General features: G+C 70.6%; 16 protein-coding genes. 8 read left to right on the forward strand and 8 right to left on the reverse strand.

Annotated features, from left to right (window positions below; all coding sequences use genetic code 11):
* Positions 1-13 precede the first annotated feature (13 nt).
* Positions 14-1,162 carry an acyltransferase family protein gene (locus MKK67_RS28245; RefSeq protein WP_243971798.1) on the reverse strand — a complete coding sequence of 383 codons (1,149 nt, stop codon included), beginning with the start codon at positions 1,160-1,162 and terminating at the stop codon, positions 14-16.
* A 210-nt stretch (positions 1,163-1,372) separates the two neighbouring features.
* On the opposite strand from MKK67_RS28245, the gene MKK67_RS28250 reads away from it, so the two are divergent.
* Positions 1,373-2,077 (forward strand): DUF4142 domain-containing protein, encoded by a 705-nt coding sequence (locus MKK67_RS28250; protein ID WP_243971800.1) that lies wholly within the window; start codon positions 1,373-1,375, stop codon positions 2,075-2,077.
* A gap of 483 nt (positions 2,078-2,560) precedes the next feature.
* On the opposite strand, the gene MKK67_RS28255 is transcribed toward MKK67_RS28250, so the two are convergent.
* The 3 genes from MKK67_RS28255 to MKK67_RS28265 all read right to left on the reverse strand — a co-directional run bounded on the left by MKK67_RS28255 (position 2,561) and on the right by MKK67_RS28265 (position 4,617).
* Positions 2,561-3,223 carry a carbonic anhydrase gene (locus MKK67_RS28255; RefSeq protein ID WP_243971802.1) on the reverse strand — a complete coding sequence of 221 codons (663 nt, stop codon included), beginning with the start codon at positions 3,221-3,223 and terminating at the stop codon, positions 2,561-2,563.
* A 44-nt stretch (positions 3,224-3,267) separates the two neighbouring features.
* A complete protein-coding gene (locus tag MKK67_RS28260) occupies positions 3,268-3,783 on the reverse strand; it encodes an NUDIX hydrolase (protein ID WP_243971804.1) in 516 nt (171 codons plus the stop codon).
* Positions 3,784-3,876: 93 nt separating this feature from the next.
* Entirely contained in the window at positions 3,877-4,617 is a 741-nt protein-coding gene (locus tag MKK67_RS28265; RefSeq protein ID WP_243971806.1) for a DUF429 domain-containing protein, read from the reverse strand.
* A 118-nt stretch (positions 4,618-4,735) separates the two neighbouring features.
* Here MKK67_RS28265 and MKK67_RS28270 point away from each other — a divergent pair, with 118 nt between their 5' ends.
* The gene (locus tag MKK67_RS28270) at positions 4,736-5,617 is read left to right on the forward strand and encodes an HpcH/HpaI aldolase/citrate lyase family protein (protein ID WP_243971808.1); all 882 of its coding nucleotides are present in this window, start codon (positions 4,736-4,738) and stop codon (positions 5,615-5,617) included.
* Positions 5,614-6,084, forward strand: coding sequence for a dUTP diphosphatase (gene dut / locus MKK67_RS28275; RefSeq protein WP_243971811.1), 471 nt, complete (start codon positions 5,614-5,616; stop codon positions 6,082-6,084). Before MKK67_RS28270 ends, dut begins: the two co-directional genes overlap by 4 nt.
* Positions 6,085-6,386: 302 nt before the next feature.
* Here dut and MKK67_RS28280 read toward each other — a convergent pair whose 3' ends face one another.
* The gene (locus MKK67_RS28280) at positions 6,387-7,253 is read right to left on the reverse strand and encodes an ATP-binding protein (protein WP_243971813.1); all 867 of its coding nucleotides are present in this window, start codon (positions 7,251-7,253) and stop codon (positions 6,387-6,389) included.
* A gap of 156 nt (positions 7,254-7,409) precedes the next feature.
* Here MKK67_RS28280 and MKK67_RS28285 point away from each other — a divergent pair, with 156 nt between their 5' ends.
* The 5 genes from MKK67_RS28285 (at position 7,410) to MKK67_RS28305 (ending at position 11,497) form a co-directional block, all read left to right on the forward strand.
* Complete coding sequence (locus tag MKK67_RS28285) at positions 7,410-7,853, forward strand: OsmC family protein (RefSeq protein ID WP_243971815.1); 444 nt, start codon at positions 7,410-7,412, stop codon at positions 7,851-7,853.
* 343 nt (positions 7,854-8,196) lie between these two features.
* Entirely contained in the window at positions 8,197-8,562 is a 366-nt protein-coding gene (locus MKK67_RS28290; RefSeq protein WP_243971817.1) for a YybH family protein, read from the forward strand.
* Positions 8,563-8,647: 85 nt separating this feature from the next.
* Complete coding sequence (serS, locus tag MKK67_RS28295; RefSeq protein WP_243971819.1) at positions 8,648-10,075, forward strand: serine--tRNA ligase; 1,428 nt, start codon at positions 8,648-8,650, stop codon at positions 10,073-10,075.
* Positions 10,075-10,845 carry a 5'/3'-nucleotidase SurE gene (gene surE, locus MKK67_RS28300; protein ID WP_243971821.1) on the forward strand — a complete coding sequence of 257 codons (771 nt, stop codon included), beginning with the start codon at positions 10,075-10,077 and terminating at the stop codon, positions 10,843-10,845. The genes serS and surE overlap by 1 nt, the downstream gene beginning before the upstream one ends.
* A gap of 4 nt (positions 10,846-10,849) precedes the next feature.
* A complete protein-coding gene (locus tag MKK67_RS28305; protein WP_243971823.1) occupies positions 10,850-11,497 on the forward strand; it encodes a protein-L-isoaspartate O-methyltransferase family protein in 648 nt (215 codons plus the stop codon).
* Between the two features lie 134 nt (positions 11,498-11,631).
* Here MKK67_RS28305 and MKK67_RS28310 read toward each other — a convergent pair whose 3' ends face one another.
* Genes MKK67_RS28310 through secF form a run of 3 tightly spaced genes read right to left on the reverse strand, consistent with a single transcriptional unit; the run spans position 11,632 to position 13,861 of the window.
* Positions 11,632-12,510 (reverse strand): phytoene/squalene synthase family protein, encoded by an 879-nt coding sequence (locus MKK67_RS28310; RefSeq protein ID WP_243971825.1) that lies wholly within the window; start codon positions 12,508-12,510, stop codon positions 11,632-11,634.
* Positions 12,510-12,908: an Mth938-like domain-containing protein gene (locus tag MKK67_RS28315; protein ID WP_243971827.1), complete on the reverse strand. Its 399-nt coding sequence runs from the start codon at positions 12,906-12,908 to the stop codon at positions 12,510-12,512. Before MKK67_RS28315 ends, MKK67_RS28310 begins: the two co-directional genes overlap by 1 nt.
* Before the next feature lie 11 nt (positions 12,909-12,919).
* Positions 12,920-13,861: a protein translocase subunit SecF gene (gene secF / locus MKK67_RS28320; RefSeq protein ID WP_243971829.1), complete on the reverse strand. Its 942-nt coding sequence runs from the start codon at positions 13,859-13,861 to the stop codon at positions 12,920-12,922.
* Positions 13,862-13,892 lie beyond the last annotated feature (31 nt).

Below are 13,892 nucleotides of genomic sequence, written 5' to 3' on the forward strand. Positions count from 1 at the left end.
CCGGTACGCGAGGCTAATCCGACCGACGCCCGGGGGGAACCGGGGCGGGGACGGCGCGCACACGGTTTTGCGCGGCGCCGGGATCGAGACGCGCCCGGGCCCACCGGGTCAGGGGCCGCTCGATGCAGCGGTGGACCAGCAGAGCCGCCACGACGCTGCCGGCGACCATCACGGCGAGGCTGCCCCAGGGATGCAGGCCTGGGGCGAGGCCGAGCCGTAGCAGGGCCTCGCGCCCGAGGCGCAGGGCGAAGGGATGCACGAGGTAGAGGGCGTACGAGGCATCCCCGAGGCGCGCGAGCCCGCGCAGCGCCACCGGCAGCGCCGCGATCTCAGCGGCCTGCCGCTCCGGCCCGAGGGCGGCGGCGACCAGCAGGGATGCCGGCACGCCGACCAGCAGCGGGCGCAGGACCCCGTCGGCCGCGCCGTCACCGACGAGCAGGCGGGCGGCCAGGCCCAGCCCGAGGAGCCCCAGGATCGCGAGCCCCAGGCGAAGCGAAACGCCTGGCCGAAAACCTTCTCGGTGGGCGAGGGCGAGCCCGGCGCCAAGCAGAAACTCCAGCACGATCGGGTTCGCCCAGAACCGGACCGGCACCGGCAGTCCGGGCACGAGCGCGCCCAAGGCAACCAGCGTCACCAGGGCCAGGGCGAGCCAGGCCACGGCACCGCGCCGGCCGAAGCCGAGCCCGATCGCGAACAGGCCGTAGAAGAACGCCTCGTAGTTGAGGGTCCAGCCGAGGCCGTAGAGGGGCTGGACGATGCCGTCCGGCCGGGCCGCCGGCCAGAACAGGAACCCCGTCAGGATCGTGCCGGGCTCGTTCACCAGGGCCGCCGCATCCCCGAGGAGGTCGGGGCGCGCCAGGGCGAGGGCGAGGTAGACTAGGCTCACCAGCCAGTAGAGTGGCACCACCCGGGCGACCCGGTGGGCCAGGAAGCGGGCGCGTCCGCCCGGCACCCCGAACAGCCGGCCGCTCGCATGCACGATGACGAAGCCCGAGATCACGAAGAACAGATCGACCCCGCCCCACCACGGCAGCAGCGTGCCGGGATCGAGGGCCGGACCCGCGCCGCGCAGGGCCAGCAGCCCGGCCTCGTGCCGGGCATGGTGCCAGACCACCATCAGGGCAGCCGCGGCGCGCAGGATCTGGACTTCGATCAGGATCACGGAGCCGTCTGCACCAATAGAGTCGCTTTAATCCAAGGCCCTAAGCACAAAACGGCAGGAACCATAGGCCGATGGCCCCGTTGTCGAACCAATTCGCGAACGTGTCGCCGCACGGTTTCGGCCGCGAGATCTTGGTCCTCCAAAGAGGTCCAGGCTTCCGCCCCTGGCCCCGCGTGCCGGTTCGCGTCTTCACTCGTACTCGAGGTTCTCATGTTGAAGAATTACGCTGCCGCGTCCGCGCTCGTCCTGGCCCTGTCGACCCCGGCCTTCGCGCAGGGCGCCAACGATTTCCGCCTGCAGTCGATGCAGGCCAATGCGTTCGAGATCCAGTCCTCGCAGATCGCGCTGTCGAAGTCGCGCAGCCCGAAGGTGCGGTCCTTCGCCCAGGAGACGATCCGTGACCACCGCGCCGCCAACGTGGCGCTGGCCGGCGGCGAGAGCAATTACATGGCGGCCCGTGACGAGGGCCTCGGCGGCCTCGTGACCGCCCCGCTGTCCGTGGCTGGCAGCGCTGTCGGCGCCGGTGTCGGCGCGGCGACCGGCGTGGTCGGCGGCACCCTGGCGGGCGGCCCGGTCGGCGGCCTCGAGGGTCTCGGATCCGGCGCCGCCAACGGCGCACAGGCGGGCGGCCGTATGGGCCGCGGCGATGCCATGGCCACCGGCGCGTCCACGGTCGTCCCGCCGAGCCCGGAGCAGCAGGCGATGCTCGCCGAGCTGTCGGCGACCCCGGCCGGCCCGCGCTTCGACCGTCTCTACGCGACCCAGCAGATCCAGGCGCACCAGATGACGATCGCCATGACCCAGGCCTACGCCCAGGGTGGCCCGAACCCGGCCCTGCGCAACTACGCCCAACAGGCCCTGCCGGCCCTGCAGGCGCATTACGACCACGCCCAGCGCCTGCCGGGCGCCATGTAATTTTTGGGATCGCCCGGCTTCGGCCGGGCGGTACGGCAAGAGGCGGTGGGCGCGAGCCCGCCGCCTTTTTTGTGTCTGGTCGCGCCCCCACCGTCATTGCGAGCGCAGCGAAGCAACCCAGGGCGGCGCTCGCTCGCAGACCGTGGGTGTGTCCCTGGGTCACTTCGCTGCGCTCGTGATGACGGTGCGAGGCGGCAAGCAGAGCGCTTCTGCCGAAAGTGCGCGAGAGCGATGGAAGGGTCTAACCCCCAACGCCTGCAGGCGGTCTCAAGCCCACTCCGCCGTGTTGGCCCCGTTCCTCACACCGGTTTGTGAAGGCCGCAACAGGCCCCTCTCCCCAGCGGGAGAGGGGACCCACGCCGGATCCGGCGACAAGTGGGTCTGCCGGTCCAAGCTTGAGCGACGGAGCGTCGAGCTTCGCAAGCAGCCGAAGCCCCTCGGCTTGAGGTGTCGAACAAGCACCTCAAGCCGCTCAATAATCGCTCAGTCGCAGGCCACCGCCGTCGGCAGCACCTTGCGCCCCGCATTGTCCACCGCCGGGTGGAAATCGCCGGTCTCGGGATCGCGCACCAGCAGCACGCCGTTGGCCACGCCGAAATGCGCGCCGTGGAGGTTGAGCCGGCCGTCCTCGACCCGTTCCTTCACGAACGGGAAGCTCAGCAGGTTCTCGATGCTCTGGCTGACCATGGCGTGCTCCATCCGGGTCAGGTAGTCGGGCGCGCTCGAATCGCCGGCCTTGGCCTCGGCGGCGCCCACGAGCGAGACCCACTTGCCGATGAAGTTGCTGCTCGAAAGCGGCGCGGCCTTGCTGGCGAAGGCCTTGATGCCGCCGCAGGTGGCGTGGCCGAGCACGACGATGTGCTTCACCTCCAGGGCCTGGACTGCGAACTCGATCGCCGCCGAGGTGCCGTGATAGGCGCCGTCCGGCTCGTAGGTCGGCACGATGTTGGCGACGTTGCGGATCACGAACAATTCGCCCGGGCCGGCATCGAAGATCGCCTCGGGGGCGACGCGGCTGTCGCAGCAGCTGATCACCAGGATCTGAGGCTCCTGGCTCTGGGCGAGCTGCGCGAAGCGCCGGCGCTCGGTGGGAAACCGGTCCGCCAGGAACGCGCGGTAGCCCTCGGTCAGGAATTCAGGGAACATGCCATCTCCTCAAGGTTGCGGTCTTCGCAGGTGCGAGATCCGGATCAGCGATCGTGCCAAGTCAGAACGTGCGGCTGGGTCGGAATAGTCCCTGCGGCGAGATCGCCCGCCAGGTCGGCGAGACCCACCGGCTCGACGCGCTCGCCGCTCGCCCGGAGCTCGGCCAGCGGCCACCAGCGGGTCCCGATCACCGGGTTGTCCTCGGTCTCGGCCAGCCGGCTGGTATCGACCCGGTCGTCGGGCAGGCGAACGAGAAAGTAGCGCTCGCGGGCGTCCCGCGACTGGCGGAACAGGTGGAACGGCCCATCGCAGGCCGCGACCTGCGGGCCGATCTCCGCATCGTCACGGCCGATCTCTTCGCCCAGCTCACGCCGGCAGGCAGTGACGTGGTCCTCGCCGGGCTCCAGCCCGCCCCCGGGCATGAACCAGAACCGCAGCGGCTCGCCGTCCGGCCCCTTGGCGTGGACCGACGCGTAGGCGATCAGCAGGATCCGGTCCTGCGGATCGAGGACGATCGCCCGGGCAACGTGGCGGATCGGGAGGGGGTTCGGCGCGCTCATGAGGCTGAGCTAGAGCGCGCCTACCCGGACGGACACGGGTCGCGCGCGCGATCAGGAGGAATTGAGCGCCTCACCTGACCTCGAAACCACCGATCATGGCCCCCGAATAGCCGGCGCCCAGATCACCACCGGCAGCCCATGCGCATCCCGATCCGGCGGGTCCGGCAGCGGCACGGCGCGGCCTTCGAGGATGTCCCAAGCCACCACCAGGGCGGCCAAAGCGTCGAGATGATCGTCGGCCGGCACGCCCTTCGCCCGGGCGTCGAGCAGGGTCACCGGCAGGCCGACCGCTTCGAGCAGGCTCCGGCGCAGGGCCAGGCCCTCGCGGGCGCGGGCGCCCTTCTTCGGCAGGCCGAGGGGGCGGCCGCCGTTGAGCGCGTGGAACGCCACCTCCGGGTGGACCTCGTGGACCCGCGCCAACGCCTCCGGCCGCGCCCGCAGCAGGGTGTCCACGGCGCGGACATAGCGGAAGATGTTGTAGCCCTGGATCGAAGGCGCGAAGGGCGGCTCGCTCGCCGCCCGGGAGGCGGCTTTCGCGGATTCGTAGTCGGGCGCGTCGATCGCCGCCCGGGGCGGCATCGAGAAGACCGAGGATCGCGCGGCCCCGAGCCGGACCCGGGCGGCCAAGTCGGCAGCCCTGCCGCCCCCGAAAACCCGATCCGGCAGGCCGATCGGCACGTCGATGCCGACGATCAGCGGCTGCTCCGGCGCGTCGAGGAGCGCCGCCACGTCGGGAAACAGGGCGCAGCGGTGCCGCTCCGGATGGTCGAGGTCGAGGAGCGCCCCCGCCCAGGCGCCCCGGCAGCCGTCGAGCCCCGCGACCCAACGCGCCATCCCGTCCCCGCCATCGCTCGCGAACGCATCGTCTCGTCCCGCGATGCGTTCTTGCCCGGGACGCGGCGGAAAGCTATCGGCGATCCGAAGGGCGCCCCGCCGGCCCGGGAGAAGCGTGATGAGCGAGATCCGTCCCCGCCGCAGCGTGCTGGCCATGCCCGGCTCGAACGCCCGCGCCCTGGAGAAGGCGCGCACGCTCCCCACCGACGTGATCCTGATCGACCTGGAGGACGGCGTCGCCCCGGAGAAGAAGGCCGAGGCCCGAGCCTCGGTGGCCGCCGCAGTCTCAGGCGCCGGCTTCGGCCCGCGCGAGGTGGTGGTGCGGATCAACCCGCCCGAGACCGAGGACGGCGAGGCCGACCTCGCGGCGCTCGCCGGCGCGGGTCCCGACGCGATCCTGGTGCCGAAGGTGCGCAGCTCCGACGCGCTGATCACGGTCGGCTCGCGCCTGCGCCGGCTCGGGGCACCGCTCGCGACGCGGATCTGGGCGATGATCGAGACCCCGATGGCGGTGGTCAACGCCGCCGAGATCGCCGGCGCCGCCCGGGACGTGGACGGCCGCCTCGCCGCCCTGGTGATCGGCCCCAACGACCTCGTGAAGGCGGCCCGGATCCGGCCACCGGGGCGGGCCGCGCTGCGCCCCTGGCTGATGACCGTGCTGGCCGCCGCCCGGGCCTACGAGATCGAGGCGATCGACGGCGTGTTTTCCGGCCTCGACGACGCGGCCGGGTTCGAGGCGGAATGCGCGGAGGGCCGCGATCTCGGCTTCGACGGCAAGATGCTGATCCACCCGAGCCAGATCGGCCCGGCCAACGCCGCCTTCGGGCCCGGCGAGGCCGAGATCGCCGAGGCGCGCCGGGTGGTCGCGGCCTTCGCGGCGCCGGAGAACCAGGTGCACGGGGTGATCGCGCTCGACGGGCGCATGGTCGAGCGCCTCCATGTCGAGGCCGCCCGGCGCACCCTGGCGCTCGCCGAGGCGATCGAACGGCTCGGCGCATGAGCGATCTGCCGGAGGTCGGTCTCCGCCTCCTCGACCCGCGCCTGACCGGCTGGGGGTTCCCACGCTGGGGCTCGGCGGCGGCGGCCGGCCTCGACCTCCATGCCTGCCTGGACGAACCCCTGATCCTGCCGCCCCGGGGGGCACCGGCCCTGATCCCGGCGGGTTTCAGCGTGCTGATCCGCGATCCCGCTTGGTGCGGCCTGATCTTCCCCCGCTCCGGCCGCGGCCACCGCGACGGCCTCGTGCTCGGCAACGGCACCGGGGTGATCGACGCGGATTACGAGGGCCCCCTGATGGTCTCGGCCTGGAACCGCGACGATGCGCGGCCGATCCGGATCGAGCCGGGCGACCGGATCGCGCAGCTGGTGTTCACCCGCGTGACCCGACCTCTCCTGACCGTGCTGGCCGATGAGGCCGGTCCGGGCTCGGGTCGTGGGGAGGGGGGGTTCGGGTCGAGCGGGCGGTAGGCGACGCGCTTCGGATTTGGGACCGTGCAGGAGAGCCGGATATCCAGATCGCCGCCCCATCCCGCGATAGCTGGGCGACTCCACCCCACCGCCGCATCCTGAGCGGTCATCAGACGGGTCCTTCCCATCCACCCCCTCATCCTGAGGCGACGGAGCGCAGCGAAGGCCTCGAAGGAGGCCTCCGGGGATCGCAGAGGCTTCTGGAGGGCTCCTTCGAGGCCCCGCGATCTTCGACCGCCGGGCATTTCAGGTTGAGGCCGCGGGTGGGATACCTCAGATCGATCAGGCCCTTATAAGAATCCTCACTCCATCACCTTCCCCATTCGCCCGGCGAGATCCTGGATGAACTGGAAGGCGGTGCGGCCCGAGCGGGAGCCGCGGGTGGTGGCCCATTCCAGAGCCTCGGCGCGCAGGCGCTCGGGCGGCAGGTCGAGGCCGTAGCGCTCGGCATAGGCGCGGATCATCGCCAGAAACTCGTCCTGGCTGCATTTGTGGAAGCCGAGCCAGAGGCCGAACCGGTCCGAGAGCGAGACCTTCTCCTCCACGGCCTCGCCGGGGTTGATCGCCGTGGAGCGCTCGTTCTCGACCATGTCGCGGGCGAGCAGGTGCCGGCGGTTCGAGGTGGCGTAGAACAGCACGTTGCCGGGGCGGCCCTCGATGCCGCCGTCCAGCGCGGTCTTGAGCGACTTGTACGAGGTGTCGTCGCCGTCGAAGGACAGGTCGTCGCAATAGACCAGCCAGCGATGCGGGTCGGGCCGCAGCAGCGCCATCAGGTCGGGCAGGGCCTCGATGTCCTCCCGGTGGATCTCCACCAGCTTCATCGGCAGCGCGCCCTCGGGCCGGCGGGCGTTGATCTCGGCATGGGCCGCCTTGACCAGCGAGGACTTGCCCATGCCGCGCGCGCCCCACAGCAGGGCGTTGTTGGCCGGCAGGCCGCGGGCGAAGCGCTCGGTGTTCTCGATCAGGGTGTCGCGCGCCCGGTCGATGCCGGTGAGCAGGCCGATCTCCACCCGGGCCACCTGCGGCACCGGAGTGAGCCGCCGCTCCGGACCCCACAGGAACGCGTCGGCGGCGTTCGGGTCGAAGGCTGGCGGGGCGGGCGGGGCGGCCCGTTCCAGCGCGGTGGCGATCCGCTCCAGGAGCGGCATCAGGGTCTCAAGGCTCGTCATCGGATCGGGGGGCTCGCTGCCGGATCGGTGGAGTAACCGTACTACGGCGTTCGGTTACGGAAATCATCCGGCTGACGATTGCGTCGGCCCGGTGCCGAACGCGGCTCGGGATCGGACGTTGGTCCTCCGCGGGGCCGAGGGCCGGGGAGGGCGCCGATGGAAGCGGGACCGACGATCCGGATCACCCAGGTCGGCGCTTACGTCTTCACGGTCGATTTCGGCGCCGCCTTGCCCGATCTCCTCACCGACGAGGCGCTGCCAGTCGGAGCAGGCACCGGCCCGGTGCCGGAGCAGATGCTGATCGCCGGGGTGGCGAACTGCCTGTGCGCCAGCCTGGTCTTCGCCCTGGGCAAGTTCCGGCAGGACGCCCAGGGCGTCACCGCGGAAGCCACCTGCCGGGTCGCGCGCAATCCGGAAGGCCGTCTGCGGATCACCGGGATCGACGTGCGCATCCGGCTCGGCGCGCAGGCCGCCGCGATGCCGCGGATCGACCGGGTGCTCGACCAGTTCCAGCGCTTCTGCACGGTCTCCGAGAGCGTGAAGGCCGGGATCCCGGTCTCCGTCTCGGTGGAGGATGGCGGCGGGACGCGGCTCGCATGAGTGCGGGTGGGAGGGATGGGGCGCGTGCATGCTGCAGCCTCACAAAACGGGTTTTGAATTGTTCGCGGCCTGAGAGAATGCCCAGTTCAGAGACGGTACGCGCTTTCCCTCCCCCTTCTGCGGGGGAGGGTGGGCCGGCCGTCAGGCCGGGTCGGGAGAGGGGCAGCGCGACGGTTCAGGATCTCGCGCCCGTCGCGCCCTTTCCGGAGACGGCGCTCCCCTCTCCCGACCCCCTTCGGGGGCCACCCTCCCCCGCAGAGGGGGGAGGGAGACGCGCGTATCCGACCGACGCCCTCATCCATCAACGATGGGCCAACACGACAACCCGTACGGGAGCGAACCCATGGCAGACGATCCAAAAAAACCCGCCCGCGAGCCGGGGGACCTGGCCCGGCTCTTCAACCAACGCGCCAATACCGGCGACGTCGAGGGGCTGGTCGCGCTCTACGAGCCGAGGGCGGTGCTGGCGGCCGGGCGGGTGGTCGCGACCGGGCATGACGAGATCCGGGCCTTCTATGCCAACCTGCTGGGGCGCAAATCCGACTTCCCAGCCCCCGAGACGCTGGAACCCGTGCGCAACGGCGATCTCGCCCTGACCTTCGCCCGGCTGCCCAACGGTGCGCTCTCGGTGGAGGTCGCCCGGGCGCAGCCGGACGGGACCTGGCTCTGGGCGATCGACCAGTTGAAGATCGCGCCGCCGAAGGACTGACAGCCCCGCGCTTGTCCCACCGGACGCGATGCGGCAAAGCGGGGGCCGCGCGCCCCGAGCCTGCGCGCCGATCCGAGCCGACACGATGCACGACATCCGCGCCATCCGGGACAACCCGGACGCCTTCGACCGCGACCTCGCCCGCCGGGGCCTCGCGCCGCTCTCGGCCGAGCTGATCGCCCTCGACGAGGCGCGGAAATCGTCCGTGTCGGCGGCCCAGGCCAATCAGGAGCGGCGCAACGCCCTGGCCAAGGAGATCGGCGGCGCCAAGAAGGCCAAGGACGAGGCCCGCGCCGCCGCCCTGATGGCGGAGGTCGGCGCCCTCAAGGCCGCCGAGCCCGCCCTGAAGGCGGCGGAGGCCGAGGCCGACAGGGCACTCGCCGAAAGGCTCGCCGCGATCCCGAATCGCCCCAAGCCCGACGTGCCGGACGGCGCCGACGAGCACGGCAACGTGCTCTACCGCAGCCACGCCTCCACCCGGGAGCGGCTGACCGAGGGCAAGGAGCATTTCGAGCTCGGCGAGGCCTCCGGGCTGATGGATTTCGAATCCGCCGCCAAGCTCTCGGGCTCGCGCTTCGTGGTGCTGAAGGGTCAGCTCGCCCGGCTGGAGCGAGCGCTCGGCCAGTTCATGCTCGACCTGCACACGCAGGAGCACGGATATCTGGAGGTGGCGCCGCCGATTCTGGTGCGCGACGCCGCTATGTTCGGAACTGCTCAGCTCCCAAAATTTTGGGACGATCAGTTCGAAACATACCCCGGGCATCAATACAAGAAAGTCCTACAAGATAATTGGCGTATATCTTGGAATAGTGCACTCGATAGCGCTTCGAAAGTTGGAATAGATTCCGCAAGGAAGATAGTCGAGGCTGACCTTATATTCGGAGATCCGATCGAAGATAGTCAACGACTATGGCTCGTCCCCACCGCCGAGGTGCCGCTCACCAACCTCGTGCGCGAGTCGATCCTGAAAGAAGAAGAACTGCCCCTGCGCTTCACAGCCCTCACGCCCTGCTTCCGGGCCGAGGCCGGGGCGGCGGGGCGGGATACCCGCGGCATGCTGCGCCAGCACCAGTTCAACAAGGTCGAGCTGGTCTCGATCACCACGCCCGAGGACTCCGCCAACGAGCACGAGCGGATGCTGACCTGCGCGGAGGCCGTCCTCAAAAAACTCGATCTGCCCTACCGGGTGATGACGCTCTGCACCGGCGACATGGGCTTCGCGAGCCAAAAAACCTATGACATCGAGGTCTGGGTGCCGGGCCAGCGCACCCACCGGGAGATCTCTTCGTGTTCCGTCTGCGGTGAGTTCCAGGCCCGGCGGATGAACGCCCGCTACCGGGGCAAGGACGGCAAGCCGGCCTATGTCCATACGCTGAACGGCTCAGGGGTCGCAGTCGGCCGCGCCCTGATCGCCGTGATGGAGAACTACCAGAACCCGGACGGGAGCATCACGATCCCGTCGGTGCTCCACCCCTACATGGGCGGGCTCAACCGGATCGAAGGGGCCCGCTGATGCGCATCCTAGTCACCAACGACGACGGCATCCACGCGCCGGGGCTCGCCACCCTGGAGGAGATCGCCCGGGAGCTGTCCGACGACGTCTGGGTGGTGGCGCCCGAGAGCGACCAGTCCGGCGTGTCGCACTCGCTGTCGCTGAACGACCCGCTGCGCCTGCGGCAGGTCTCGGAGAAGCGCTTCGCCGTGAAGGGCACGCCCTCCGATTGCGTGATCCTGGGCGTGCGCCACATCCTGGGCGATCACGGGCCGGACCTGGTCCTGTCGGGGGTCAACCGCGGCCAGAACGTCGCCGAGGACGTGACCTATTCGGGCACGATCGCAGCCGCCATGGAGGGCACGATCCTCGGCATCCGCTCGATCGCCCTGAGCCAGGCCTACGGGGCGGGCGGGCGCAGCGCGCTCAAATGGGATTGCGCCCGGGAGCACGGGCCGAAGGTCGTCCGCAAGATCCTGGAGACGGGCATCGAGCCCGGCATCCTGATCAACGTGAACTTTCCGGATTGCGAGCCCGACGCCGTGCAGGGCGTCGCGGTGGCGGCGCAGGGTTTTCGCAACCAGGCGCTGCTGTCGATCGACGCCCGGGTGGACGGGCGCGGCAACCCGTATTTCTGGCTGGCCTTCGCCAAGGCCCGGTTCGAGCCGGGCCACGGCTCGGACCTGAAGGCGATCGCGGAGAAGCGGATCTCGGTGACGCCGCTGCGCCTCGACCTCACCGACGAGCCGACCCTGACCCGCTTCGCGCAGGCCTTCGCCGAAGGATCATAGGCAAGTGATCGACCTGGGCGGCCTTGAGGAGGCTGCCGGCAACGCGGCCTTCGTCATGGCGCTCCGGGGCCGGGGCCTGCGGGACACCGCGATCCTGCGGGCCATGGAGCAGGTCCCGCGGGAGCCGTTCGCCCCCGCCGCCCACCGTGCCCAGGCCCGGCGGGACATCGCCCTGCCGCTGCCCTGCGGCGCCTCGATGACCGCGCCGACCCTGGTGGCGCAGATGCTGGCGCTCCTGCGGGTCGAGCCCGGCCACCGGGTGCTGGAGATCGGCACCGGCTCGGGCTACGCCACGGCGCTGCTGGCGAAGCTCGGGGCCGGCGCGGTCCTGAGCCTGGAGCGCTACGCGACGCTGGCCCGGGAGGCCGCCGCCCGGCTCACCGACCTTTCCGAGGTCCACGTGGTCCAGGCCGACGGCCTCGCCCCGGAGCTACCGGATGGCGGCTTCGACCGGATCCTGGTCCACGGCAGCGTCGAGTTCATACCACCGCACTGGCGCGCGGCCCTGGAACCAGGCGGGCGGCTGGTGACCGGCCTCCTCCACGATGGCCGCTGCCGGATCGCAACCCTCGCGGCCCCCGAGGCCGACCCGGAGCTCGGCCCGCCGATCCGCTTGGCGGCGCTGGTGCCGGGGTTGGCGCGGGTGCTGTGACGTCCCCGTTCCACGCCGTAATTGCGAGCGTAGCGAAGCAACCTAGGGAAACGCCTCCATTCTGAGATCGCGCGATGCACTGGGTTGCTTCGCTGCGCTCGCAATGACGGTGAGGGTCGTTCGCTCGAAGGTGTTCACCCAATCCGCCGCGAAGCCCGCCACAACCGCCACAGCCTCCGCCAGCGCGGAAGGTCGGTGAGTGTGTTGAGCGGGTCGTAGCTCGCCCGCTCCATCGTCGCGAGATAGGGCTCGACCAGGGCCACCGGCAGGAAGGCCGTGCCGGCGAGCGGCGCGATGGCCGGGCGGGCGGCCTCGAAGGCCTTGAGATGGGTGCGGGCGAGGTCGCGCAGGTCGGCGCAGGCCCGGCGCAGGCCGGGGCCGCCGCGGCCGCTGGTGATGTCTTCCCGGGTGACGCCGTAGCGGGCCAGCACCTCGGCCGGCAGGTAGACCTGGCCGGAGCGGGCGTGCCAGGGCAGGGCGCGCAGCAGGCCCGTGAGGCCGTAGGCCACGCCGGCATGGCCGGCGGCTCCCGCACCGCCCGGCTCGGTGCCGTTGCCGATCACCAGGCTCGCCAGCCGGAAAAGGGCCGAGGCGGTCTCGCCGCAATAACCCTCCAGGTCGTTCACCCGGGGCATCGGGTCCTCGTAGAGGTCGAATACCCGGGCGTCGATCAGGTCCACGAAGGGCTGGCGCAGGAGGCGGTTGACCCGGATCGCCTCTTCGAGGGCCGCCGCCACCGGGTTGGCGCGGACATCGCCCCGGGCCTCGCCCTGGAGGGCGTCGCGCCACCATTGCAGGCGGATCTCCCCGGCCATCGGGTTCGAGGCGGCCTCGCGCACCCGCGCGATGGTCAGGCTGAAGGCGTAGAGGGCGAAGAGGTGCGGGCGGGCGGCGGCCGGGGCGAACAGGGTCGCGTAATACCGGTCGGGGTCGCCGTCGCGGACCAGCTGCTCGCAATGGGCCTGCGCGAAGGCCAGGCCGGTCTCTGCAGGCTTGTCGTCGACCTCCGGCATCACGCGACCACGATCAGGGCGGCCGCGACCTTGCGGTTCTCGGCAACCAGGATGTTGTAGGTGCGGGCCGCCGCCCCAGTCTGCATCACGTCGAGGCCGATTCCGGCATCCTTGAGCCAGCCGCGCAAGGACGGGTCGATCGCCGCGATGTCGAGGCCGGTGCCGACCAGCAGCAACTCGATCCCCGCCGCCTCGACCTGGACCGGGCGCAGGGACGTGCGGTCGATCGCCTGCGGGGACGTCACGTCCCAGGCGCGCACCCCCGAGGGCAGGAGCAGGAGCGAGCCACGATGCGACATCCCGGCGAAGCGGAAGCCGCCATTGCCGTAGGTGTCGATGATGTGGCGCCCCGGCACGAAGCCGGAGTCAAAGTTTTTCGGACTCGCCGGCTCGGCCATCGCGTTAAAAATTACTCGGCGGGTTGCGGGACGCCGGAGCGCTCGGCCGCCGCCCGGGCGCCCGAGAGCATCAGCCCCAGATAGATCAACACCGGAGTCGAGACGAAGATCGCCGAGTAGGTGCAGATCACGACGCCGCAGAGCATCACGATGGCGAAGCCCTTGATCGCCTCGCCACCGAACAGGACCAGCGCAAGCAGCGACAGGCCCGACGAGATCGAGGTCATCACGGTCCGCGACATGGTCGAGTTGATCGACAGGTTCAGCAGGTCGACCGTGGGGATGGTCTTGTAGCGCCGCATCAGCTCGCGGGTCCGGTCGAACACCACGACGGTCTCGTTGAGCGAGTAGCCGACGATGGTCAGGATCGCGGCGATCGAGGTCATGTTGAACTCGATGCGGGTGATGATGAACACGCCCACCGTCAGCACGATATCGTGGAGCGTGCCGACGATGGCGCCGAGCGCCAGTTCCCGCTCGAACCGGAACCAGAGGTAGAGCAGCACCGCGACCACCGACAGCACGACGCCGAGCGTGCCGGACTGGACCAGCTCGCCCGACACGCGCGGGCCGACGGTCTCTGTGCGGCGGAAATCGTAATCGGCGTCGAAGGCGGCATGCGCCTTGTTCATCACCGCGGTCTGGCCCTGCTCACCGGGCTGGAGCGGCAGGCGCACCAGCACGGTGCCTTGGTTGCCGAGCTCCTGCACCTCCGGCTCGCCGAAGCCGAAGCCCACCGCGGTGTGCCGGATCGCGGCCACGTCGGCGGTGCCGGACTTGGCCTGGAGCTCGACCAGGGTGCCACCCTTAAAGTCGATGCCGAAGTTCAGCCCGATGGTGAGGAACAGCACCACGGTCGCGAGCGACAGCAAAGCCGAGAGCGGAAAGGTGAGCCGCCGGAAGCGCATGAAGTCGAAATGCGATTCATCGGGCCAGAGGCGGAGCAGGCGCATTGTTTCGGACCTAACGTGTGGAAGATGTCAG

This window comes from Methylobacterium sp. J-072 (genome assembly GCF_022829425.1).
Classification (GTDB): Bacteria; Pseudomonadota; Alphaproteobacteria; order Rhizobiales; family Beijerinckiaceae; genus Methylobacterium.

What these genes read in the sequence shown, in the direction of transcription:
- MKK67_RS28250 (WP_243971800.1), top strand. Translation starts at nt 1,373, where the DNA reads ATGTTGAAGAATTACGCTGCCGCGTCCGCGCTCGTCCTGGCCCTGTCG.
- MKK67_RS28255 (WP_243971802.1), bottom strand. Translation starts at nt 3,223, where the DNA reads ATGTTCCCTGAATTCCTGACCGAGGGCTACCGCGCGTTCCTGGCGGAC.
- MKK67_RS28260 (WP_243971804.1), bottom strand. Translation starts at nt 3,783, where the DNA reads ATGAGCGCGCCGAACCCCCTCCCGATCCGCCACGTTGCCCGGGCGATC.
- MKK67_RS28265 (WP_243971806.1), bottom strand. Translation starts at nt 4,617, where the DNA reads ATGGCGCGTTGGGTCGCGGGGCTCGACGGCTGCCGGGGCGCCTGGGCG.
- MKK67_RS28270 (WP_243971808.1), top strand. Translation starts at nt 4,736, where the DNA reads ATGAGCGAGATCCGTCCCCGCCGCAGCGTGCTGGCCATGCCCGGCTCG.
- dut (WP_243971811.1), top strand. Translation starts at nt 5,614, where the DNA reads ATGAGCGATCTGCCGGAGGTCGGTCTCCGCCTCCTCGACCCGCGCCTG.
- MKK67_RS28280 (WP_243971813.1), bottom strand. Translation starts at nt 7,253, where the DNA reads ATGACGAGCCTTGAGACCCTGATGCCGCTCCTGGAGCGGATCGCCACC.
- MKK67_RS28285 (WP_243971815.1), top strand. Translation starts at nt 7,410, where the DNA reads ATGGAAGCGGGACCGACGATCCGGATCACCCAGGTCGGCGCTTACGTC.
- MKK67_RS28290 (WP_243971817.1), top strand. Translation starts at nt 8,197, where the DNA reads ATGGCAGACGATCCAAAAAAACCCGCCCGCGAGCCGGGGGACCTGGCC.
- serS (WP_243971819.1), top strand. Translation starts at nt 8,648, where the DNA reads ATGCACGACATCCGCGCCATCCGGGACAACCCGGACGCCTTCGACCGC.
- surE (WP_243971821.1), top strand. Translation starts at nt 10,075, where the DNA reads ATGCGCATCCTAGTCACCAACGACGACGGCATCCACGCGCCGGGGCTC.
- MKK67_RS28310 (WP_243971825.1), bottom strand. Translation starts at nt 12,510, where the DNA reads ATGCCGGAGGTCGACGACAAGCCTGCAGAGACCGGCCTGGCCTTCGCG.
- MKK67_RS28315 (WP_243971827.1), bottom strand. Translation starts at nt 12,908, where the DNA reads ATGGCCGAGCCGGCGAGTCCGAAAAACTTTGACTCCGGCTTCGTGCCG.
- secF (WP_243971829.1), bottom strand. Translation starts at nt 13,861, where the DNA reads ATGCGCCTGCTCCGCCTCTGGCCCGATGAATCGCATTTCGACTTCATG.